At 52.8% G+C, this 22,376-nt stretch carries 16 protein-coding genes and 7 tRNA genes; 17 read left to right on the top strand and 6 right to left on the bottom strand.

Features of this window, described 5'->3' with window-relative positions:
* Positions 1–793 (bottom strand): DUF6531 domain-containing protein (locus tag OGY09_RS24950; RefSeq protein WP_286591092.1); only part of this gene is annotated, 793 nt, incomplete at its 3' end.
* A gap of 203 nt (positions 794–996) precedes the next feature.
* On the opposite strand from OGY09_RS24950, the gene tcuR reads away from it, so the two are divergent.
* The 4 genes from tcuR to OGY09_RS24930 all read left to right on the top strand — a co-directional run bounded on the left by tcuR (position 997) and on the right by OGY09_RS24930 (position 5,899).
* Positions 997–1,923: a tricarballylate utilization LysR family transcriptional regulator TcuR gene (tcuR, locus tag OGY09_RS24945; protein WP_032942702.1), complete on the top strand. Its 927-nt coding sequence runs from the start codon at positions 997–999 to the stop codon at positions 1,921–1,923.
* Between the two features lie 97 nt (positions 1,924–2,020).
* Positions 2,021–3,424 (top strand): FAD-dependent tricarballylate dehydrogenase TcuA, encoded by a 1,404-nt coding sequence (tcuA, locus tag OGY09_RS24940; RefSeq protein WP_032942701.1) that lies wholly within the window; start codon positions 2,021–2,023, stop codon positions 3,422–3,424.
* Positions 3,411–4,550: a tricarballylate utilization 4Fe-4S protein TcuB gene (gene tcuB / locus OGY09_RS24935; RefSeq protein WP_032942700.1), complete on the top strand. Its 1,140-nt coding sequence runs from the start codon at positions 3,411–3,413 to the stop codon at positions 4,548–4,550. The genes tcuA and tcuB overlap by 14 nt, the downstream gene beginning before the upstream one ends.
* A gap of 53 nt (positions 4,551–4,603) precedes the next feature.
* A complete protein-coding gene (locus tag OGY09_RS24930) occupies positions 4,604–5,899 on the top strand; it encodes an MFS transporter (RefSeq protein WP_008784107.1) in 1,296 nt (431 codons plus the stop codon).
* Between the two features lie 50 nt (positions 5,900–5,949).
* On the opposite strand, the gene OGY09_RS24925 is transcribed toward OGY09_RS24930, so the two are convergent.
* From OGY09_RS24925 to nagE, 4 genes are all read right to left on the bottom strand, one after another.
* Positions 5,950–6,282 carry a ChiQ/YbfN family lipoprotein gene (locus OGY09_RS24925; RefSeq protein ID WP_032942698.1) on the bottom strand — a complete coding sequence of 111 codons (333 nt, stop codon included), beginning with the start codon at positions 6,280–6,282 and terminating at the stop codon, positions 5,950–5,952.
* A gap of 49 nt (positions 6,283–6,331) precedes the next feature.
* The gene (chiP, locus tag OGY09_RS24920) at positions 6,332–7,738 is read right to left on the bottom strand and encodes a chitoporin ChiP (RefSeq protein WP_008784105.1); all 1,407 of its coding nucleotides are present in this window, start codon (positions 7,736–7,738) and stop codon (positions 6,332–6,334) included.
* A gap of 436 nt (positions 7,739–8,174) precedes the next feature.
* Complete coding sequence (gene glnS / locus OGY09_RS24915) at positions 8,175–9,842, bottom strand: glutamine--tRNA ligase (RefSeq protein ID WP_032942697.1); 1,668 nt, start codon at positions 9,840–9,842, stop codon at positions 8,175–8,177.
* A 187-nt stretch (positions 9,843–10,029) separates the two neighbouring features.
* Positions 10,030–11,979, bottom strand: a complete 1,950-nt coding sequence (gene nagE, locus OGY09_RS24910; protein WP_003831342.1) for a PTS N-acetyl glucosamine transporter subunit IIABC — start codon at positions 11,977–11,979, stop codon at positions 10,030–10,032.
* A 342-nt stretch (positions 11,980–12,321) separates the two neighbouring features.
* On the opposite strand from nagE, the gene nagB reads away from it, so the two are divergent.
* The 12 genes from nagB (at position 12,322) to OGY09_RS24850 (ending at position 19,326) form a co-directional block, all read left to right on the top strand.
* Complete coding sequence (gene nagB / locus OGY09_RS24905; protein WP_003022803.1) at positions 12,322–13,122, top strand: glucosamine-6-phosphate deaminase; 801 nt, start codon at positions 12,322–12,324, stop codon at positions 13,120–13,122.
* Positions 13,123–13,183: 61 nt separating this feature from the next.
* Positions 13,184–14,332: an N-acetylglucosamine-6-phosphate deacetylase gene (nagA, locus tag OGY09_RS24900; RefSeq protein WP_003831339.1), complete on the top strand. Its 1,149-nt coding sequence runs from the start codon at positions 13,184–13,186 to the stop codon at positions 14,330–14,332.
* Between the two features lie 8 nt (positions 14,333–14,340).
* On the top strand, positions 14,341–15,561 hold the full coding sequence (gene nagC, locus OGY09_RS24895; protein WP_003022796.1) for a DNA-binding transcriptional regulator NagC: 1,221 nt from the start codon (positions 14,341–14,343) through the stop codon (positions 15,559–15,561).
* A 166-nt stretch (positions 15,562–15,727) separates the two neighbouring features.
* The gene (nagD, locus tag OGY09_RS24890; protein WP_003022792.1) at positions 15,728–16,480 is read left to right on the top strand and encodes a ribonucleotide monophosphatase NagD; all 753 of its coding nucleotides are present in this window, start codon (positions 15,728–15,730) and stop codon (positions 16,478–16,480) included.
* 251 nt (positions 16,481–16,731) lie between these two features.
* Entirely contained in the window at positions 16,732–18,396 is a 1,665-nt protein-coding gene (gene asnB / locus OGY09_RS24885) for an asparagine synthase B (protein WP_008784099.1), read from the top strand.
* Positions 18,397–18,619: 223 nt separating this feature from the next.
* Positions 18,620–18,696: transfer RNA gene (locus OGY09_RS24880), tRNA-Met, on the top strand.
* An 8-nt stretch (positions 18,697–18,704) separates the two neighbouring features.
* Positions 18,705–18,789 (top strand) — tRNA-Leu (locus OGY09_RS24875).
* A 23-nt stretch (positions 18,790–18,812) separates the two neighbouring features.
* Positions 18,813–18,887, top strand: a tRNA-Gln gene (locus tag OGY09_RS24870).
* Between the two features lie 37 nt (positions 18,888–18,924).
* A tRNA-Gln gene (locus OGY09_RS24865) sits at positions 18,925–18,999 on the top strand.
* A 21-nt stretch (positions 19,000–19,020) separates the two neighbouring features.
* A tRNA-Met gene (locus OGY09_RS24860) sits at positions 19,021–19,097 on the top strand.
* A 43-nt stretch (positions 19,098–19,140) separates the two neighbouring features.
* Positions 19,141–19,215, top strand: a tRNA-Gln gene (locus OGY09_RS24855).
* Between the two features lie 36 nt (positions 19,216–19,251).
* Positions 19,252–19,326, top strand: a tRNA-Gln gene (locus tag OGY09_RS24850).
* 119 nt (positions 19,327–19,445) lie between these two features.
* Here OGY09_RS24850 and ubiF read toward each other — a convergent pair.
* Positions 19,446–20,621, bottom strand: a complete 1,176-nt coding sequence (gene ubiF, locus OGY09_RS24845) for a 3-demethoxyubiquinol 3-hydroxylase (RefSeq protein ID WP_032942695.1) — start codon at positions 20,619–20,621, stop codon at positions 19,446–19,448.
* A gap of 145 nt (positions 20,622–20,766) precedes the next feature.
* Here ubiF and miaB point away from each other — a divergent pair, with 145 nt between their 5' ends.
* On the top strand, positions 20,767–22,197 hold the full coding sequence (miaB, locus tag OGY09_RS24840) for a tRNA (N6-isopentenyl adenosine(37)-C2)-methylthiotransferase MiaB (protein WP_003022779.1): 1,431 nt from the start codon (positions 20,767–20,769) through the stop codon (positions 22,195–22,197).
* Positions 22,198–22,376: the final 179 nt, after the last annotated feature.

Here is a 22,376-nt window from a genome sequence, read left to right as displayed (position 1 = left end):
CATCCTGGCCGTAGCGGGTGACGGGCAGTGTGTTCATCTGCTTCAGCACCAGCCGGAAGCGACGGCCTGCGCCATCGGTCACCCCGGTGATATGGCCGCTGAACGGCCCGGTGACATCACGGTGATATGAGAGTCTGCGCCCGAAACTGTCCACCAGCCCGGTCAGCACCCGGTACGGCGGCAGCGGGGCGGGGAGTATCTCATCCGGCTCCGGTACCCGTTCAGACCAGCCGATAATCCACCATGGCCCCTGCGGACTGTTTGTGGCCAGGTACTGATGCGGACTCAGGCGGGTGTCTTCCGGCAGCGCCTGCCAGAGACGGTGCAGGGGATGACTCTCGTGCAGTTTCGCCACGCCACCACGGGCGAGCCAGAAGCGTTCGCTGCGGCTGAAGGCCACTTCCCCGGGGAACAGGTGCTCAAAGTGAACGCTGCGCCCGCCGTTGTCGTTGAGGATAAGTTCCTCATCACGTATCTGTAAGCGGATATCGAAAGGTGCTTTCCAGCCGGGACCGAAGATGCCGGCCGGTGCCGGGGTTTGGGTCCGGTAACTGCTGTAGGCGCGGGTGAGAACAAACGGCAGCGGGCCGGGCAGGGCGAAATCGGTCTCGCCGGGCAGGACCTTGGCGCCGAGGAGCGGGTTGACCGGGGAGCCGGAGGTGACGCCGCCGGGACAGACCGAGCAGGCGACGCCGGTGGGGGCACCAATCATCACGCCCATGGCACCCTGGACAATCGGGCCGCCGAATTTTGTCATGTCACCCGTCCGGGCCGCCGGTTTGCCACCGCTCATTGCCAAATCCTTTTGTAAAACATCAGGATTTGTAACTTACGCCTGTCTGGCGACATGAAGTAGCAGGATAAACAGGATATGAATAAAATTAGGAAAACGTTTAGATCAAGATACACTAATGAAACCTTTCACCCCCTTTCCCCTTCCCTCCGCTCCTGTGTTGCTTTAATGTAAAAATCAATTGCCCCTTCCGGAGAGTCGAAATGGAACTTCGCCAGCTACGCTATTTTGTGCGCATTGTAGAAACCGGCAACATGGGTAGCGCGGCACTCGATCTCAATATCGGGGTTTCGGCACTCAGCCAGCAAATGTCGCGTCTGGAAAACGAACTCGCTATTCGCCTGCTGCAGCGCACCTCGCGAGGCGTGACGCCCACCAGCGCCGGGCTGGCTTTTTACTCCCAGGCGCAACTGGCGCTTCGTCACGCAGACGACGCGATCCTCGCCGCACGCGAGTCCCGGCTTTCCGGGCACGTCAGCGTCGGTATGGCTCCCAGTACCGCTTCCGTTCTCGGAATGCCGTTTATCAACGCCATGCGGGAAAGCTACAGTGATGTCCGTCTGCATGTGGTGGAAAGCCTCTCTGGCAATCTGGAGCGGATGATTAATACCCGCCAGATTGATCTGGCTGTCGTGTTTCAGAAAGAAAAGATCCTGCGCTGGAGCGCCATACCGATTCTCGAAGAGCGGCTGTTTTTGATTGGGACTCATGCCTTACTGGCTGATATTGCCGATGACAATATTGCTCCAGCCCAGCTGGCAAGTATCCCATTGATAATGCCAAGCCCGGGCCACGGTCTGCGCGGCCGGCTGGAAGCGATTTGTCAGGAACACGCGCTGAACATTGAGATCGCCACGGAAATTGATGGTCTGGCGCTACTCATGCGCGCCGTGCGCAGTGGCATTGGTGCCACTCTCCAGCCCGGCGCGGCAATTTCCCATCTAGATAAAGAGACGCTAAGAGTGATCGGCGTTCACAATCCAATACTTAGCCGCCCCAACTTTCTGGTGAGTCTCTCAGACGATGAACTCACCCCGGCAGGCCTCGCGGCCCGCGTGGTGCTGACGAAAGTGATGCATCAACTGGTGGAAGCAGGAAGCTGGCCTGGCGCCATCCTTTACAATAACTAAAGTACCGTTTAGCACCACGTCATAGCGCCCGCACAAGCTGTGCGTATACATTTCAATTACAAATTTAACAAATGGTTAAATGGTAATGGAGTATACGATGGTTGATGTTCTGGTGATTGGTGGTGGCAATGCCGCGTTATGCGCTGCCTTGTCCGCCCGGGAGCAAGGAGCTTCGGTACTTCTGCTCGAAGCGGCTCCCCGGGAATGGCGAGGGGGAAACTCCCAACACACGCGTAATCTGCGCTGTATGCATGATGCGCCGCAGGATGTGCTGGTGGAAAGCTATCCGGAAGAGGAGTTCTGGCAGGATCTGCGCCGCGTCACGGAAGGAAATACCAACGAAGCCCTGGCGCGTCTGGTGATCCGTACCTCTTCCCAATGCCGCGACTGGATGCGCCAGCACGGCGTTAACTTTCAGCCTCCTCTCTCTGGCGCTTTGCACGTGGCGCGGACCAACGCCTTTTTTATGGGGGGCGGAAAAGCCCTGGTGAATGCCTATTACCGCAGTGCCGAAAAGTTGGGCGTGCAAATCCGCTATGACACTCCCGTTCAGGCGCTTGAACTGCACAACGGCGAGTTCGTGGCGGCGCTGTCAGGCAACGAGCGTATCACAGCTAAATCCTGCGTGCTTGCCGCTGGCGGATTCGAATCTAACCGGGAGTGGCTGCGAGAAGCCTGGGGAGAGAACGAGCGCGGCGAGTGGCCAGCGGATAACTTCCTGATTCGCGGCACGCGTTTTAATCAGGGCGTACTGCTTAAATTTATGATGGATGCTGGCGCAGACATTATCGGCGAGCCCTCCCAGTCACACTGTGTGGCAATTGATGCCAGAGCGCCATTATATGACGGCGGGATTTGCACACGCGTGGACTGCGTTTCGCTCGGTATTGTGGTGAACCGGGATGCTGAGCGTTTTTATGATGAAGGTGAAGATTTCTGGCCCAAACGCTACGCCATCTGGGGACGTCTGGTCGCTCAACAGCCAGGACAGATTGGCTACTCCATCATCGACAGTAAAGCTATCGGACACTTCATGCCTCCGGTCTTTCCTGGCACGCAGGCCGATACGCTGGCTGAACTGGCCTTTCAGTTAGGACTGGATGCCGAACGCTTTACCCACACCGTGACAGAGTACAACAACGCCTGCCAGCCAGGTCAGTTCGACCATACCGTTCTGGATAACTGCGCCACTAAAGATTTGCTACCCGCGAAAACGCATTGGGCGCGACCGCTGGATCAACCGCCTTACTACGGCTACGCCCTTCGGCCAGGAATCACCTTCACTTATCTTGGGTTAAAAGTGAACGAACGCGCCGCTGTGCATTTTGCAGGGCTTCCAAGCCGTAACCTGTTCGTCGCCGGAGAGATGATGGCGGGCAACGTGCTGGGCAAGGGTTACACCGCAGGCGTGGGGATGTCGATCGGCACGACCTTTGGCCGCATTGCCGGAAAAGAAGCCGCGCTGGCCGCACGTAAGGAGACACGTCATGAAGCAGCTTGAGAAACTGATCATCGAAGCGCAAATTATCACCGAACCGGAAGCAGAAGTTGAACGCGTGATGCAGGTGTGTAACGCCTGCCGCTATTGCGAAGGCTTTTGCGCCGTGTTCCCGGCCATGGCTCAGCGTCTGGAATTCGGTAAAGCGGATATCAATTATCTGGCAAACTTGTGCCATAACTGCGGCGCTTGCCTGCACGCGTGTCAGTATGCCCCGCCTCATGAATTTGCCATAAACGTGCCGAAGGCGATGGCGGAAGTCCGGCTCGAAACCTATCAGCATTACGCGCAGCCCGCCGCTTTTGGAGCGCTATATCGTCGCGCAGGCGTAACCGTGACGCTGGCGCTGGTATTCGGTCTGATCCTGTTTTTACTCCTCGCTATAGGCTTGAAAGGTTCACTATTCCATCCTCCGCTGGCCGGGGATTTCTATCAAATTTTCCCGCATAACCTGCTGGCCTGGATGTTTGGTTCGGTCTTTGTTCTGGCGATCGGTTTGCTGATGGCAGGCGTTATCCGCTTCTGGCGCGAGATTTCTCCGGACATGCCGCGTTCCGCCGAGATTGCTGAAGCCTCGCACAATGCGCTGACTCTGAAGTATCTCGATGGAGGCCATGGCAAAGGTTGTAACGAAGCGGATGATGCTTTCACCCTGATGCGTCGCCGTTTCCACCACCTTACCTTCTATGGTTTTATGCTCTGCTTTGCCGCCACCGTGGTGGCAACGGGCTATCACTACTTTGCAGGCATAGAAGCACCCTACCCGTTCTTCAGCGTTCCGGTCATGCTGGGCACGTTGGGTGGTATTGGCCTGGTTGTCGGCCCGGCTGGCTTGCTATGGCTTAATCTCAGGCGCTCACCGCTACACGGCGACGCCCGGCAAAAACCGATGGATCGCGGTTTTATTTTGCTGCTGCTGCTGACCAGTCTGACCGGTCTGGCGCTGCTGGCGGGAAGAGATACCTCATGGATGGCTATTTTACTGGCCATTCATCTCGGTGTGGTCATGGCGCTTTTTCTGACCATTCCTTACGGAAAATTTGCCCACGGATTTTACCGCTGCGCAGCCTTACTCAAGTGGGCGATTGAGAAACGGCGCGGCAAACAGGCGGGAGTCTCAGGCGACTAACCCGCAAACTCTTACCTCTATAAATATTATGATAAGACAGTGGAGCAAACCCAATGACACAACAACCATCGCGCACCGGAACTTTCGGCGCAATACTGCGGGTAACCAGCGGTAATTTTCTCGAACAGTTCGACTTTTTTCTGTTCGGGTTTTACGCCACCTATATCGCAAAGACTTTCTTCCCCGCGGAGAGTGAGTTTGCCGGGCTCATGTTGACCTTTGCGGTTTTCGGTTCGGGTTTTTTAATGCGGCCCGTTGGCGCAATCGTGCTGGGTGCTTATATCGACAGAATTGGTCGCCGCAAAGGACTGATGGTGACGCTGGCGATCATGGGCTGCGGGACCCTGTTGATTGCCCTGGTTCCCGGTTATCAAAGTATTGGCCTGCTGGCTCCTGTGCTGGTATTAGTCGGTCGATTATTGCAGGGCTTCTCTGCGGGCGTAGAGTTGGGCGGCGTTTCGGTTTATCTTTCTGAAATCGCCACGCCTGGCAATAAAGGTTTCTACACCAGCTGGCAGTCTGCCAGCCAACAGGTTGCCATTGTGGTGGCAGCGCTGATTGGCTACGGCCTGAATGCCACGCTGGGGCACGATGAAATCTCTGAATGGGGCTGGCGCATTCCGTTCTTTATTGGTTGTATGATTATTCCGTTGATCTTCGTCCTGCGCCGCTCGCTTCAGGAAACGGACGCATTTTTACAACGTACACACCGTCCCGACACCAGGGAAATTTTCACCACTATCATCAAAAACTGGCGTCTGATCTCAGCGGGTACACTGCTGGTGGCGATGACCACAACGACGTTTTACTTTATTACCGTCTATACCCCGACCTATGGCAGGGCTGTACTCCACCTGAGCGCGCGCGATAGCCTGGTCGTCACCATGCTGGTCGGTATTTCTAACTTTATCTGGCTGCCGATTGGCGGAGCGATTTCTGACCGAATTGGTCGCCGCCCGGTGTTGATGGGGATTACCGTACTCGCACTGCTCACCACCTGGCCGGTCATGCACTGGCTCACCGCCGCGCCAGATTTTATGCGCATGACGTTGGTTCTGCTTTGGTTCTCGTTCTTTTTTGGTATGTACAATGGGGCAATGGTCGCGGCACTCACCGAGGTGATGCCTGTCTATGTCCGTACGGTGGGTTTTTCACTGGCCTTCAGTCTGGCTACGGCGATTTTTGGCGGTCTGACACCCGTCATATCCACGGCGCTGGTCCAGCTAACCGGAGATAAAAGCTCGCCGGGATGGTGGCTGATGTGCGCGGCACTTTGCGGACTCGCCGCCACGGCAATGTTGTTTGTCCGCCTGAGTCGTCATTATCAACCGGCCGAACAGAAACTCTGACATGCAAACGGGCGGAGAATTCTCCGCCCGTTGTATTTTCATTTTTCGATTTACTGTGCAGTATTCTTACTGCGTATTTCCTGCCAGACCTTGTCACAATCAGCATTGACGGACTGACCGTTACCCGTGTGCGTGGCCTGGATACACTGCTGATAATCCAGCACGCGTACGCTTTCTTCATTGGCAAACTGTTGGTGCTGTTTTTCTTTCTTCAGCACATTCAACACGCTTTGGCAGGCTTCAATTTTCTCCGGCGATCCCTGCGCGGTATTAATACACGCACTGTAGGCTTCTTTCAGACGGCTGTCCTCTTTCGGCGCAGGAGATTGCGCACACGCCACCAGCCCTGATGCCATAACGGCGATGAGTATCAGTTTTTTCATAGCACTTTCCTCAACGATGCGGCAGGCACCCGGCCTGCCGCTGTTGGCATTAGAAGATGGTGAACGGAGCAATAACGATGAACTTCACGTCGCGCTCATCCTGGAACATGTTGCCGTAGCCACCGCCCCAGCTCGGAATGTCTGAATGGTTGTCGTACTGAGTGAAGTGCAGCTTAAACATGGTGCCCTTCGCACGACCTTCCTGCAGGGTGTAGACCGCATCCAGGCTGTAAGAAGATTCTTCGATAGTCCGGTTTTTGTCGTAGTACGCATCCGGGTTGAGCTGCCAGGTTGATGGCTTAGCATCCCATGCGTAAACGTAGGACGCGCCTACCGCCCAGCCCGGCAGATTCCAGTTCTTCAGGTCATACATTGCGCCGAAGAAGACTGCCTTTTCACCGTTGGCGTTGAAGTCAGAACGGTTATCCCACCAGACATCCAGACGACCGTTTGAAGAGGCGTAGGTTGGGGTCATACGCTGCAGGAAGTAACCCTGCTGGCCGTCCGCTTTAACCCAGGTCCCTTCCAGACGAAGGTCAACGACTTCTGCCACTTTGTAGCCAAAGGTCAACGCCTGCAACCAGGCAGTGCCATCATAAATATCGTTCACGGTACGATCATCAACCTTGTCACGTGCACCGTAGAACTGGTAGCTGGTGGTAAATGGGTTACCGCCTAAATCGAATTTGTAGCTGGCTTTTGCGAAGTACTGATCGACATAACCTTCAGACTGACCAAATGCCGCTTCCAGCAACAGGTTATTTTTGAAGTCATATTTCGCGCCAATTGAGTGCAGGTAATCAACACTGGTCTTTTTATCAGCCTGATAGAATTTATCGACTTCGGTGTGCCACGGTGCTTTATATTCGTTAGCCCACATATAGGAGAAGCTCAGTGCGCCAGCATCACCGTAATCGAAGTTGGCACCGGCTTCAGCTCCCTGATAGGTACCTGGCATAAAGCTCCAGTGCGGTGCCAGCAGAGTCTGCCCGGTTGGTTGAATGTAACCGGCGCGCGCCCAGGTTGGGCCGTATTTAAATTTGGCTGCTGCTTTATAAAGGCTAATCCCGCTCTTATCGCCGGAGTAATCCTCGTCATAGCCTTTATTTTTGGAAGAGAATGCAATTTCGTTTGGATGGCCGCTTTCGCTACTTTCGTTCATTTCAATAGCGGTAAATGCCGCGATATCAATACCAAACATATCGGCCGCGTAACCGGACTGGAAGTCGAGGTTAGCGTTCCAGGTGGAGTGAGAAAGGTTGGTTTTATATTTGTCGTGATCGGTCACATCTTTACGGTCACGCTCACGCTGCCAGTAATAGATGCCGCCGGTTAAGGTTGAGTCATCAATAAATCCTTCGGCGTGTACCTGCGGAGCGACAACAAAACCCGACATTGCTGTAATACCGGCGATAGCCAGCGCCAGCGTACTACGTTTGCCACTAAACGTACGCATATGTTAATCCTCTTTGACGTATAAAATGCTGCCGACAAAAGCGGACAGCGAAAAAACAAAAAATAAAAAAGTAGCGCTAAGAAAACCTCAGTGACTACAATGAATAGACTATTTTTCGCGACGCGAATTATCAATCTCTTTCTGTAACGAGTATGTAATAGTATGAGCAACCGCACATATTTGATTGCTTTCTGTTACATTTTCATCGGAAGATAAAAAAGCGTTGAAGAAATGAAAAAATCGCTTGTTTTCCATGGAGATGAAATCGGTTTCAGCCCATTTCATATTGAGGTAAGTTATTTAAACGTAAAAACATTCGCCCAGTCCATTATTACGGACATGTAATTAATTCGCTCCGCAAACGGAGCCTGGAACACAGTTTTTTTGCGAAAAAAAACGCCGCATGAAGCGGCGTTTAGAGAGGATGTGTTGCGGCTTATTCGCCCACTTTAGCCCACGTGTCACGTAGACCAACGGTACGGTTAAACACCAGCTTGTCAGCCGTTGCATAACGACTGTCCAGGCAGAAGTAACCTTCACGCTCAAACTGGAACGCTTTACCTGCAACCGCTGCCTTCAGCGACGGCTCACCGTAACCCTGCTTAATGACCAGCGATTCCGGGTTAATAACGGACAGGAAGTCTTCCGCCGCGCCTGGATTTGGCACGCTAAACAGACGATCGTACAAGCGGATTTCAATCGGCAGCGCATGGGACGCGCTCACCCAGTGAATAACGCCTTTGACTTTACGACCATCGGCCGGGTCTTTGCTCAGGGTGTCGGCATCGTAGGTGCAGAAAATGGTGGTGATATTCCCTTCCGCATCTTTCTCAACACGTTCGGCTTTGATCACATAAGCATTACGCAGACGTACTTCTTTGCCCATCACCAGACGCTTGTACTGCTTGTTCGCTTCTTCACGGAAGTCTGCGCGATCGATCCAAATTTCACCGCTAAATGGCACTTCGCGGCTGCCCATTTCCGGTTTGTTCGGATGGTTAGGCATGGTGACCAATTCGCTTTCGCCCTGCGGATAGTTTTCGATAACCAGTTTAACCGGATCGATAACCGCCATCGCGCGCGGGGCGTTTTCGTTCAGATCTTCGCGGATACAGGATTCCAGAGAAGCGATCTCAATGGTGTTGTCTTGTTTGGTCACGCCAATGCGTTTGCAGAACTCACGGATCGCGGCAGCGGTGTAACCGCGACGACGCAGGCCAGAAATCGTCGGCATACGCGGATCGTCCCAGCCTTCAACGTGCTTGTCGGTCACCAGCAGGTTCAGCTTGCGCTTGGACATCACGGTATATTCCAGATTCAGGCGCGAGAATTCGTACTGACGCGGATGAACCGGAATGGTGATGTTGTCCAGCACCCAGTCGTACAGACGACGGTTATCCTGGAACTCCAGCGTACACAGGGAATGCGTAATGCCTTCCAGCGCATCGCTGATGCAGTGGGTAAAATCGTACATCGGGTAGATGCACCACTTGTTGCCGGTCTGGTGGTGTTCGGCGAACTTAATGCGGTACAGCACCGGATCGCGCATCACGATAAACGGCGACGCCATATCGATTTTCGCGCGCAGGCAGGCTTTACCTTCTTCAAAGCCACCGGTACGCATTTTTTCGAACAGCGCCAGGTTCTCTTCGACGCTACGATCGCGGTACGGGCTATTTTTGCCAGGCTGAGTCAGCGTGCCGCGGTATTCGCGGATTTCGTCCGCTGACAGTTCGTCAACGTACGCCAGGCCTTTATTAATAAGCTCTACCGCATAGGCGTGAAGCTGATCGAAGTAATCCGAAGAGTAGCGAATGTCGCCAGTCCAGTGGAAACCTAACCATTCAACGTCGTTTTTAATCGACTCAACGTACTCGATATCTTCTTTAACCGGGTTCGTATCATCAAAACGCAGGTTGCACTGGCCCTGGTAATCTTGCGCAATGCCAAAGTTCAGACAAATGGATTTCGCGTGGCCAATGTGCAGATAGCCATTTGGCTCCGGCGGAAAACGGGTATGGATAGTGGTGTGCTTACCACTGGCCAGATCTTCATCGATGATCTGACGAATAAAGTTACTCGGGCGGGCTTCAGCCTCACTCATCGTGGATTCCTCAAAGCGTAAACAACGTATAACGGAGTATGATCTTATAAGCGACGTCAGGAGACAACTATTAGTTGCACAAAAAAGGTGTTTCAACAGGATATATGAGGGCATTTGCTGCAAAAAAAAGCGGCGGAGGAATATCCCCCGCCGCTTAAGGCACTTAACTCACTTTACTCAGGAGCAGTTATTTACCTTTAATCTCATACAGTGGTGTTTGACCGGCAACCACATGACCTTCGGCTTTAATAACCAAGGCGCCGAAATCATCGCTGTTGCTGCACACAACCGGGCTTATCATGGAACGTGCGTTAGCGTTCAGGAACTCCAGATCCATTTCCAGAATCGGTTGGCCTGCAGTAACTTCCGCACCTTCTTCAACCAGACGCTTAAAGCCTTTGCCTTCCAGCGCGACGGTATCGATGCCCATATGGACCACGATTTCCGCGCCTTTAACAGTTTCCAGGCAGAACGCATGGTTAGTGTTGAAGATTTTCACGATGGTGCCCGCAGCCGGAGCAACCACGATTTTATCCGTTGGTTTCACTGCAACGCCGTCGCCTACTGCTTTGCTGGCGAAGGCTTCATCAGGAACCTGCTCCAGCGCAACTACGTCACCAGTAATCGGAGAAACCAGCGCTTCAACGGTGACTGCATTCGCTACAGCCTGCGGTTTTGCTACTGGGGCCGCTGCTGCTGGCGCACTTTCACCAGATGCTGCTGCCACCGGACCACGCGCGACAACTTTCTTCATTTCGTCGCCGATGGATTCGGCTTTCGCACCCACGATGACCTGGATAGTTTGCTTGTTCAGCTTAACTACCCCAGATGCGCCTAAACGCTTACACATCGCATCGTTTACGCGACCGGAGTCGGCAACGGTCAGACGCAGACGAGTGATACAGGCATCAATCGCTTTCAGGTTATCAGTACCGCCAACCGCTGCAATGTAGTTGGTTGCCAGTTGAGCCAAACCTTCTTCAGTGTTGCTGTTGGCTTCTTCAGTAACGATATCGTCTTCTTTATCTTCGCGGCCCGGCGTTTTCAGGTTAAACATACGAATAACCGCGCTGAACAGCACAAAGTAGATAACGAAGAACACCAGCCCCATCACCACCAGCATCCAGACGTTCTGGCTTGCTGCCGGCAGGTTGTACATCAACACGTAGTCGATAGCACCTGCGGAGAAGGAGAAGCCTGCGTGGATCCCCAGCAGTGTTGCAACGAACAGGCTGATACCCGTTAACAGTGCGTGCAGGAGGTACAGCAGTGGAGCCAGGAACATAAACAGGAATTCCAGCGGCTCGGTAACACCGGTCAGGAACGCGGTGATCGCAACGGACAGCAGCATACCGCCAACCATCGGACGACGTGCTTTCGGAGCCGCGAAGTACATCGCCAGCGCCGCACCCGGCAGACCAAACATCATGATTGGGAAGAAGCCAGACATGAACATACCCGCAGTGCCGTCACCCGCGTAGAAGCGGTTGATGTCACCGTGGAATACGGTACCTGCAGCGTTAGTAAATTCGCCAATCTGGAACCAGGCGATGGTGTTCAGCACCTGATGCAGACCGGTTGGGATCAGCAGACGGTTGATGAAACCAAAGATACCGGAACCCAGCGCACCAGCGCCCACGATCCACTCACCACCCGCATGGATGGCGTTCTGTACCGGCGGCCATACGTAACCGAAGATAGCAGCCAGCACCAGACAGAAGAAGCCAGTGGCGATCGGCACAAAGCGTTTGCCGCCAAAGAAGCTCAGGAAGTCAGGCAGTTTGATACCAGACCAGCGGTTATACACGGCACCGCCGACCAGACCGGTGATGATACCAGCCAGCACGCCCATATTGATTGCAGGGTTAATGGTAACCATTGCTTTGGTCAATATGAAATAACCGACCGCACCTGCCAGCGCTGCTGCACCTGCGCTGTCTTTTGACCAGCTGGAAGCAACACCGATCGCAAAAATTAACGCGAGGTTATCAAAGATGGCCCCACCCGCTTGCGCGATGAAGGGTACGTTAAGTAAATCTGGTTGGCCGAATCGCAGCAGCAGTGCCGCGACTGGCAGCACAGCGATGGGGAGCTGTAACGCCCTACCCAGCCGCTGGAAAAAACCTAAAATATTCATTTTATTCCCCCTACGAGACCCCGATTAGGCTTCTTTGAAGCCATATTTTTATTGTGCGACCATTCCTGACAGCAAGATTCTGGAACAACGATATTAACCATTCATCTACATTCAGAGTGTGTGAAAAATTAATTCGTATCGCAAATTAAACGCGTGTTTTTTGTGATTCCAGTCACCAAATATCGTTATTAACCCTCCCTTTCACTGGCTAACTACGAAAACTTATTTTATCATTCAAAAAATCGAAACGGATTGATCCTTACCGATGCAAAACCAGGTTACGCTTATTACTGCACAGAGACTCAATCCGCCAACTGCTTACTTTTACTTTTGAGGTGAAGAATGAGACTGATCCCCCTGAATACCGCTGAACAAGTCGGCAAATGGGCTGCTCGCCATATCGTTAACCGTATTAACGCGTTCAAACCAACGGCAGATCGTCCGTTCGTTCTGGGCCTGCCGACTGGCGGTACTCCGCTGACAGCTTATAAAGCATTGGTTGAAATGCACAAAGCGGGCCAGGTGAGCTTCAAGCATGTTGTTACGTTCAACATGGACGAATATGTTGGCCTGCCGAAAGAGCATCCGGAAAGCTACCACAGCTTTATGCACCGCAATTTCTTTGATCACGTTGATATTCCAGCAGAAAACATCAACCTCCTCAATGGTAACGCGCCGGATATTGATGCAGAATGCCGTCAGTATGAAGAAAAAATCCGTTCTTACGGTAAAATCCACCTGTTTATGGGCGGTGTAGGCAACGATGGTCACATCGCGTTCAACGAGCCAGCTTCCTCTTTGGCTTCCCGTACCCGCATCAAAACGCTGACTCACGACACACGTGTTGCTAACTCACGCTTCTTTGACGGCGACGTAAGCCAGGTGCCTAAATATGCGCTGACCGTTGGCGTGGGCACCCTGCTGGATGCTGAAGAAGTGATGATCCTGGTTCTGGGCCACCAGAAAGCACAGGCGCTGCAAGCCGCCGTTGAAGGCAACGTTAACCACATGTGGACCATCAGCTGCCTGCAGTTGCATCCAAAAGCCGTTGTGGTCTGCGATGAGCCTTCCACCATGGAACTGAAAGTGAAGACGCTGAAATACTTCAACGAGTTAGAAGCGGAAAATATTAAAGGTCTGTAATTGATGTCTCCGCCCTGTCGATAAGTTGCAGGGCGGCATTTTTTTGAAATCGGGGGTCGGAATGTATGCTTTAACCCAGGGCCGGATCTTTACCGGTCACGAAATTCTTGATGACCATGCGATTGTTGTCGCCAATGGCCTGATCGACAGCGTTTGCCCACTGGCTGAATTACCGTCAGGGATTGAACAGCGCTCACTGAATGGGGCCATTGTTTCCCCCGGTTTTATTGATGTACAGCTGAACGGCTGCGGCGGTGTGCAGTTTAACGATACGGCAGAAGCCGTAACCGTTGAAACGCTGGAAATCATGCAGAAAGCCAATGAAAAATCTGGCTGCACCAACTATTTGCCAACGCTTATCACCACCAGCGATGACCTGATGAAACAAGGTGTTCGCGTGATGCGTGAATACCTGGCGAAACACCCGAATCAGGCATTAGGACTTCATCTTGAAGGCCCGTGGCTGAACCTGGTGAAAAAAGGCACCCATAATCCGGGATTTGTCCGTCAGCCGGACGCTGCACTGGTTGATTTCCTGTGCGATAATGCGGATGTGATCACCAAAGTCACACTGGCACCAGAAATGGTCCCGGTAGAGGTCATCACCAAATTGGTGAATGCGGGTATCGTGGTTTCTGCGGGTCATTCCAATGCAACGGTAAAAGAAGCAAAAATCGGATTCCGTGCAGGTATTACCTTTGCAACGCATCTGTTCAACGCGATGCCGTACATTACCGGCCGCGAACCCGGTCTGGCGGGCGCTATCTTGGATGAAGCCGATATCTACTGCGGTATCATCGCCGATGGCCTGCACGTTGACTACGTTAACATTCGTAATGCTAAGCGCCTGAAAGGCGACAAGCTGTGCTTGGTTACTGACGCGACCGCGCCAGCAGGTGCAAACATTGAACAGTTCATTTTCGCTGGTAAAACAATATACTACCGCAATGGACTGTGTGTTGATGAGAACGGTACGTTGAGCGGTTCATCATTAACCATGATTGAAGGCGTACGCAATCTGGTCGAACATGCGAATATCGCTCTCGACGAAGTCTTACGCATGGCAACGCTCTACCCTGCTCGCGCCATTGGCGTCGACAAACAACTCGGCAGCATCGCGCCAGGCAAAGTAGCCAACCTGACTGCGTTCACGCACGACTTTAAAATCATCAAGACCATCGTTAATGGCAACGAGGTCGTTACTGAGTAAGAGAAAGAATGACACCAGGCGGACAAGCTCAAATAGGTAATGTTGATCTCGTAAAACAGCTTAACAGCGCGGCGGTTTATCGCCTGATTGACCAACACGGGCCAATCTCGCGAATTCAAATTGCCGAGCAAAGCCAGCTTGCCCCCGCCAGCGTAACCAAAATTACGCGTCAGTTGATCGAACGCGGGCTGATCAAAGAAGTCGATCAGCAGGCCTCCACCGGGGGCCGCCGCGCTATCTCTATCGTCACAGAAACTCGCAATTTCCACGCCATTGGCGTACGACTGGGTCGCCACGACACAACGCTCACGCTCTATGATATGAGCAGTAAAGTTGTCGCCGAAGAGCATTACCCCCTCCCGGAGCGCACCCAGGAAACGCTGGAATATGCGCTGCTCAACACCATTGCCATCTTTATTGAGAGCTGCCAGCGGAAAATCCGTGAGCTGATCGCAATTTCTGTCATCCTGCCAGGCCTTGTCGATCCTGAAAGCGGCGTCATCCGCTATATGCCACACATTCAGGTCGAAAACTGGGGACTGGTCGAAGCGCTCGAAAAACGCTTCAAAGTCACCTGCTTTGTTGGTCATGATATTCGCAGCCTGGCGCTGGCTGAGCACTATTTCGGGGCAAGCCAAGATTGCGAAGACTCCATTTTGGTGCGAGTGCACCGCGGAACCGGCGCGGGTATCATCTCCAACGGCCGAATTTTCATCGGTCGCAATGGCAACGTCGGCGAGATTGGTCATATTCAGGTAGAGCCGCTGGGTGAGCGCTGTCACTGCGGTAATTTCGGCTGCCTGGAAACCATTGCCGCCAATGCTTCTATTGAACATCGCGTGCAGAACTTACTGAAGCAGGGTTATCCAAGTCGACTCACGCTGGATGATTGCAGCATCAAAGCCATCTGTAAGGCCGCGAATAAAGGCGATAATCTGGCAGCAGAAGTTATTGAGCACGTTGGTCGCCATCTGGGTAAAACTATCGCCATTGCCATCAACCTGTTTAACCCGCAAAAAATCGTCATTGCGGGCGAAATTACCGAGGCGGATAAGGTGCTGCTGCCTGCAATAGAAAGCTGTATCAACACGCAGGCGTTGAAGGCGTTTCGCCATAATTTACCGGTGGTTCGGTCCACGCTGGATCACCGCTCCGCCATTGGCGCCTTTGCGCTGGTGAAGCGCGCAATGCTCAACGGGACATTGCTGCAACGTTTGCTGGAAAGCTAATACACGTCATCCTTCGAGCTGCCTCTGCGTTAGCTGCATCTGCTCACCCCGGTCACTTACTTCAGTAAGCTCCAGGGGTTCGCAGACTTGCCGCCTTGATGCAACTCGAATGATGTAGTGTATTTTGTGTATAGTAATGCCTTCTTTTTTTAATGTCGGATTGTCCATGGCCATTAAGAATGTAATTTGTGATATCGACGGCGTGCTGATGCACGACAATGTTGCTGTACCGGGTGCGGCAGAATTTCTGACTGGGATCCTGGAAAAAGGCCTGCCGTTAGTCCTGCTGACTAACTACCCTTCGCAGACCGGGCAAGATCTGGCAAACCGCTTCGCCACCGCGGGTGTGAATGTCCCTGATAGCGTCTTTTATACTTCCGCGATGGCTACCGCTGATTTTCTTCGTCGCCAGGAAGGAAAAAAGGCCTACGTGGTGGGTGAAGGCGCGTTAATACACGAACTGTATAAAGCTGGATTTACCATTACCGACGTGAACCCCGATTTTGTGATTGTTGGCGAGACACGTTCCTATAACTGGGACATGATGCATAAAGCGGCGTATTTTGTCGCCAACGGCGCTCGTTTTATCGCCACTAACCCGGATACCCACGGTCGCGGCTTTTATCCCGCCTGTGGAGCACTCTGTGCCGGTATTGAGAAGATCTCAGGCCGTAAACCGTTTTATGTCGGCAAACCCAGCCCGTGGATTATTCGCGCGGCGCTCAACAAAATGCAGGCGCACTCGGAAGAAACCGTTATCGTTGGTGACAACCTGCGTACCGATATTCTGGCAGGTTTTCAGGCGGGTCTGGAAACTATCCTGGTACTGTCTGGCGTTTCCAAGCTTGATGATATTGACAACATGCCGTTCAGACCAAGCTGGATTTACCCGTCCGTTGCTGAAATAGACGTCATTTAATCTCTTTAGCCGGATAACAACATCTGCAAGTTATCCGGTCTGAAAAATACATCCATTCAATAAAATCACCATTTCACTGCTGATTCATCAATAATAGCGCTCATTACATATTCTTTTTTCATCAATCCACAATGACCATTGCGTTTTTTATTTTCTGACCCGTAATTCGCTTGCGCCCTCTCCAGCTTTGCGGCATTTTCTTTATCAAGCAAACTTAAAAAGCATCACGCAACAGGTTAACGGAGAAGGTTATGTGTTCTATTTTTGGCGTATTCGATATTAAAACTGACGCAGTTGAACTGCGTAAAAAAGCCCTGGAACTGTCTCGTCTGATGCGCCACCGCGGCCCGGACTGGTCAGGTATTTACGCCTGTGATAACGCCATTCTGGCGCACGAACGTCTGTCCATCGTCGACGTCAATGCCGGTGCTCAGCCGCTGTACAACGTGAAGAAGACACATATCCTGGCGGTTAACGGTGAAATTTATAACCACCAGACGCTGCGTGCTGAATACGGCGATCGCTACCAGTTCCAGACCGGTTCCGACTGCGAAGTTATCCTCGCGCTGTATCAGGAAAAAGGACCCGCGTTCCTCGATGACCTGCAAGGCATGTTTGCTTTTGCCCTGTACGACAGCGAGCAGGACGCCTACCTGATCGGTCGCGATCATATCGGGATCATCCCGCTGTATATGGGTTACGACGAGCACGGTAACTTCTACGTTGCGTCTGAGATGAAAGCGCTGGTTCCCGTCTGCCGCACAATCAAAGAATTCCCGGCCGGTAGCTATTTGTGGAGTAAAGACGGTGAAATTCGTCAGTACTACCAGCGCGACTGGTTTGAATACGATGCCGTCAAAGACAACGTTACCGATAAAAACGAGCTGCGCCAGGCGCTGGAAGATGCGGTGAAAAGTCACCTGATGTCAGATGTTCCTTATGGAGTTCTGTTGTCCGGTGGTCTGGATTCATCCGTAATTTCCGCGATAACTAAAAAATACGCGGCACGCCGTGTTGAAGATCAGGAACGTAGCGAAGCCTGGTGGCCACAGCTGCACTCCTTCGCCGTCGGCCTGGAAGGCGCTCCGGATCTGAAAGCTGCGCAAGAGGTGGCGAACCATCTGGGGACCGTGCACCATGAGATCCACTTCACCGTGCAGGAAGGTCTGGATGCGATCCGCGACGTGATTTACCACATCGAAACTTACGATGTCACGACGATTCGCGCCTCGACGCCAATGTACTTAATGTCGCGTAAAATTAAAGCGATGGGCATTAAAATGGTGTTGTCGGGTGAAGGTTCGGACGAAGTGTTTGGCGGCTATCTCTATTTCCACAAAGCGCCAGATGCAAAAGAACTGCACGAAGAAACCGTGCGCAAGCTGCAAGCGCTGCATATGTTCGACTGCGCCCGTGCCAACAAAGCCATGTCGGCCTGGGGTGTAGAAGCTCGCGTGCCCTTCCTGGATAAGAAATTCCTTGATGTGGCGATGCGCATCAACCCGCAGGACAAAATGTGCGGCAACGGCAAAATGGAAAAACACGTTCTGCGCGAATGTTTTGAGTCCTACCTGCCGGCAAGCGTCGCATGGCGTCAGAAAGAGCAGTTCTCTGACGGTGTCGGCTACAGCTGGATTGACACCCTGAAAGAGGTGGCTGCAGAACAAGTTTCTGACCAACAACTGGAAACCGCCAGCTTCCGTTTCCCGTACAACACGCCATCGTCAAAAGAAGCGTATTTGTACCGTGAGATTTTCGAAGAGTTGTTCCCGGTAGCAAGCGCTGCCGAATGCGTGCCTGGCGGGCCGTCGGTTGCCTGTTCTTCTGCCAAGGCGATCGAATGGGATGAGGCGTTTAAAACCATGAACGATCCGTCTGGCCGTGCCGTTGGCGTACACCAGTCCGCTTATAAATAAGTTAATCCTTAGATAAGAGCCCTGCGGGGCTCTTTTTTTATGTTTGTTTTCTGTGCAAAAAAACAATTAATAACTAATAATTGCCGAATATTGCGTCATGCTGTTCGCAACCTAACCAAACAGTCACATTCCAGCTATTTTCAATGAAAAAGGGGTTGACGCCTCAAGGCTCAATACGCATAATGCGCCCCGCAACGCCGATAAGGTTACGCGAAAAAAAGATGGCTACGTAGCTCAGCTGGTTAGAGCACATCACTCATAATGATGGGGTCACAGGTTCGAATCCCGTCGTAGCCACCATCTTTTTTGCGGGAGTGGCGAAATTGGTAGACGCACCAGATTTAGGTTCTGGCGCCGCAAGGTGTGCGAGTTCAAGTCTCGCCTCCCGCACCATTCACCCGTAAGCGTTGCACGGATGGGGTATCGCCAAGCGGTAAGGCACCGGTTTTTGATACCGGCATTCCCTGGTTCGAATCCAGGTACCCCAGCCATTTTTTCTTCGATATAGCGGTTCACCGCAACGGTCATTGGGGTATCGCCAAGCGGTAAGGCACCGGTTTTTGATACCGGCATTCCCTGGTTCGAATCCAGGTACCCCAGCCATCGAAGAAAATGTTAGTATTTGGCTACGTAGCTCAGCTGGTTAGAGCACATCACTCATAATGATGGGGTCACAGGTTCGAATCCCGTCGTAGCCACCATATTAAGGACGTATCGACTCGTTCGGTAAATCCAAAAAATTGTTGGGGTATCGCCAAGCGGTAAGGCTCTGGTTTCTGATACCAGCATTCCGAGGTTCGAATCCTCGTACCCCAGCCAATTTCAAAAAGTCGTCCACTCTGTGGGTGCACCCGTTGGGGTATCGCCAAGCGGTAAGGCTCTGGTTTCTGATACCAGCATTCCGAGGTTCGAATCCTCGTACCCCAGCCATATTAAAAAGCTCGCTTCGGCGAGCTTTTTGCTTTTCTAACGTTGGGTGATGGCAAGCCTTACCCGGCCTACATGACTTGTAGGCCTGATAAACGTAGCGCCATCAGGCACCACTCGAGCTACAACCCTAACGCATACTTCAGTGCCTGACGTTTCAGTACGCCAGCGCGCTCTGCGGCCATGAGCCCGAGATTACGCATGATGCGCAGCGGCTGCAGGTTATTGCTGAATCCGGCATAGAACAGATCCATACCGCTTTGCATGATGAAATTGTCAGTCATACGGCGATTCTGATAGCGCTTGAGCACCGGCTGACTGGCCCAGGATTCACCGTAGCTGCGCGCGTTCACCAGCACATCAATCAACGCATCGACATCACGAAAGCCCAGATTAACGCCCTGCCCCGCCAGCGGATGAATGGTATGCGCGGCATCACCTACCAGCGCCAGCCCCGGTTGCACATATTGCAGCGCATGACGACGCGTAAGCGGGAACGCCCCCGCAGCCACTGGCATCACCTTACCGAGTCGCGATGGAAAATGTTTAGCAATCTCCGTCTGCAATTGCGGCATATTCAGCGCTTGCAATTGGCGGATGCGAGCCGGTGAGTCGTACCACACCAACGAGGCCCAGTTATCAAACAGCGGTAAAAACGCGCGCGGGCCGTCAGGCGTAAATTGCTGCCAGGTGCTGTCTCCCGGTGAATTTTCGCATTGCACGGTTATCAACATACAGGACTGCGCGTACTGCCAGGCATGGATACCAATCCCGGCCATTTTTCGCACCTGAGAGTTGGCACCATCGGCGCCGATGACCAGCTTCGCGCTGATGGTTTCGCCGCCTGCCAGCTCAAGCTCATGTCGATCGTTATGTTGATGCAAAGAAATCAGGGACGCCGGTACGCGCAGCGTGACTTTAGGGTGGGCTTCCAGCGCCTGCCAGAGCGCCTGTTGCAGGACCGTGTTTTCCACCATATAGCCCAACAGAGGCAGCTTAAGCTCGGCGGCATCAAACATCACATAGGCATTTTCCCACTCCCACGTTTCCAGTCGACGATAAGGATGGCTGCGCATCCCCTGCACCGAATCCCAGACGCCCAGCCCTTTTAGCAACGACACCGATGCGGAACTAATGGCAGAAATTCTGACATCAGGCTGTCCGTCAGCCACAAACGGCGCGGGAACGGCATGCTCAATGACCGTTACCGTAAATCCATGCTGCGCCAGTCCAAGCGCCAGCGCGCCGCCGACCATCCCCCCGCCGACAATGGCAATTTCCGTTGGTTGATTTGTCATGGTCAATTATCCAGTTACATGTATTGTGTAAGTTTACAGGATTTTTTACCCCTTGAGGCTGACATCCGTCATACTGGTCACAACCGCGCCAAAGCAGTACACTATGCGCCCTGCATTTCAGCCACAATTTCGCAAGAGCAAGTCGATGACCAAAAAACTCCATATTAAAACCTGGGGCTGTCAGATGAACGAATACGATTCATCGAAGATGGCCGATCTGCTGGATGCCACTCATGGGTATCAACTGACTGACGTGGCGGAAGAAGCGGATGTGCTGCTGCTGAATACCTGCTCAATCCGTGAGAAGGCTCAGGAAAAAGTGTTCCATCAACTGGGCCGCTGGAAACTGTTAAAAGAGAAAAACCCCAAGCTCATCATTGGGGTCGGTGGCTGTGTTGCGTCTCAGGAAGGCGATCATATTCGCCAGCGCGCGCATTACGTCGATATTATTTTTGGGCCGCAAACTCTGCACCGCCTGCCGGAAATGATCAACAAAGTGCGTGGAAGCACGACCCGTAGCCCGGTGGTTGATATCAGTTTCCCGGAGATCGAAAAGTTCGACCGACTGCCGGAACCGCGTGCTGAAGGTCCAAGCGCGTTTGTGTCCATCATGGAAGGTTGTAATAAATATTGTACTTACTGCGTGGTGCCCTACACCCGCGGTGAGGAAGTCAGCCGTCCGGCGGATGATATTCTGTTTGAAATCGCCCAGCTTGCAGCCCAAGGCGTGCGTGAAGTGAACCTGCTGGGGCAAAACGTGAACGCCTGGCGTGGTGAGAACTACGACGGCACGATCGGGTCTTTTGCCGATCTGTTACGTCTGGTCGCAGCGATCGACGGTATTGATCGTATCCGCTTCACCACCAGCCATCCGATTGAATTCACCGATGATATCGTTGAAGTTTATCGCGATACGCCAGAGTTGGTGAGCTTCCTGCATCTGCCGGTACAGAGCGGTTCAGACCGCGTACTGAACCTGATGGGGCGTACCCATACCGCGCTGGAATACAAAGCGATCATCCGCAAACTGCGCGCTGCGCGTCCGGATATCCAGATTAGCTCCGACTTCATCGTTGGCTTCCCGGGTGAAACCACGCAGGATTTCGAGCAGACCATGAAGCTGATTGCTGACGTCAATTTTGACATGAGCTACAGCTTTATTTTCTCTGCGCGTCCTGGCACCCCTGCCGCCGATATGGTTGACGACGTACCGGAAGAAGAGAAGAAACAGCGTCTGTACATTCTACAGGAGCGTATCAACCAGCAAGCTATGGCCTGGAGCCGCCGTATGGTCGGCACGACCCAGCGCATTCTGGTTGAAGGCACATCACGTAAGAGCATAATGGAACTGTCAGGCCGTACCGAAAATAACCGTGTGGTGAACTTTGAAGGCACCCCGGATATGGTCGGTAAGTTCGTGGACGTAGAAATTACCGATGTCTGGACTAACTCCCTGCGCGGTAAAGTGGTGCGTACCGAGGACGAAATGGGTCTGCGTATCGCAGAATCCCCTGAATCGGTCATTGCGCGTACCCGCAAAGAAAACGATCTGGGCGTCGGTATTTATCAGCCTTAATCCTGCTGAAAAACGTAAAAAAGGCCCGATACCGCTACACTTATCGGGCCTACAATCCTGGGCTCGCTGTCCCGGCGGGTCTTGTAATCTGCCCTATCATCCCCATATTTGCTGCAATGCTTGCGCCTTTCCCCCATGGCGTGAATAATTTCCTTAGATGCCGGTAAATGTTCAGCGTC

It is taken from the genome of Citrobacter sp. Cpo071 (genome assembly GCF_030332765.1).
GTDB classification, from domain to species: domain Bacteria; phylum Pseudomonadota; class Gammaproteobacteria; order Enterobacterales; family Enterobacteriaceae; genus Citrobacter; species Citrobacter portucalensis.
This window is presented reverse-complemented; position numbering and strand designations above follow the sequence as displayed.

Excerpts from the sequence above, each read along its gene's own strand:
- nagD (WP_003022792.1), top strand. The coding sequence starts at position 15,728 with ATGGCCATTAAGAATGTAATTTGTGATATCGACGGCGTGCTGATGCAC.
- tcuB (WP_032942700.1), top strand. The coding sequence starts at position 3,411 with ATGAAGCAGCTTGAGAAACTGATCATCGAAGCGCAAATTATCACCGAA.
- miaB (WP_003022779.1), top strand. The coding sequence starts at position 20,767 with ATGACCAAAAAACTCCATATTAAAACCTGGGGCTGTCAGATGAACGAA.
- nagC (WP_003022796.1), top strand. The coding sequence starts at position 14,341 with ATGACACCAGGCGGACAAGCTCAAATAGGTAATGTTGATCTCGTAAAA.
- tcuR (WP_032942702.1), top strand. The coding sequence starts at position 997 with ATGGAACTTCGCCAGCTACGCTATTTTGTGCGCATTGTAGAAACCGGC.
- OGY09_RS24930 (WP_008784107.1), top strand. The coding sequence starts at position 4,604 with ATGACACAACAACCATCGCGCACCGGAACTTTCGGCGCAATACTGCGG.
- chiP (WP_008784105.1), bottom strand. The coding sequence starts at position 7,738 with ATGCGTACGTTTAGTGGCAAACGTAGTACGCTGGCGCTGGCTATCGCC.
- tcuA (WP_032942701.1), top strand. The coding sequence starts at position 2,021 with ATGGTTGATGTTCTGGTGATTGGTGGTGGCAATGCCGCGTTATGCGCT.
- ubiF (WP_032942695.1), bottom strand. The coding sequence starts at position 20,621 with ATGACAAATCAACCAACGGAAATTGCCATTGTCGGCGGGGGGATGGTC.
- nagB (WP_003022803.1), top strand. The coding sequence starts at position 12,322 with ATGAGACTGATCCCCCTGAATACCGCTGAACAAGTCGGCAAATGGGCT.
- nagE (WP_003831342.1), bottom strand. The coding sequence starts at position 11,979 with ATGAATATTTTAGGTTTTTTCCAGCGGCTGGGTAGGGCGTTACAGCTC.
- nagA (WP_003831339.1), top strand. The coding sequence starts at position 13,184 with ATGTATGCTTTAACCCAGGGCCGGATCTTTACCGGTCACGAAATTCTT.
- OGY09_RS24925 (WP_032942698.1), bottom strand. The coding sequence starts at position 6,282 with ATGAAAAAACTGATACTCATCGCCGTTATGGCATCAGGGCTGGTGGCG.
- asnB (WP_008784099.1), top strand. The coding sequence starts at position 16,732 with ATGTGTTCTATTTTTGGCGTATTCGATATTAAAACTGACGCAGTTGAA.
- glnS (WP_032942697.1), bottom strand. The coding sequence starts at position 9,842 with ATGAGTGAGGCTGAAGCCCGCCCGAGTAACTTTATTCGTCAGATCATC.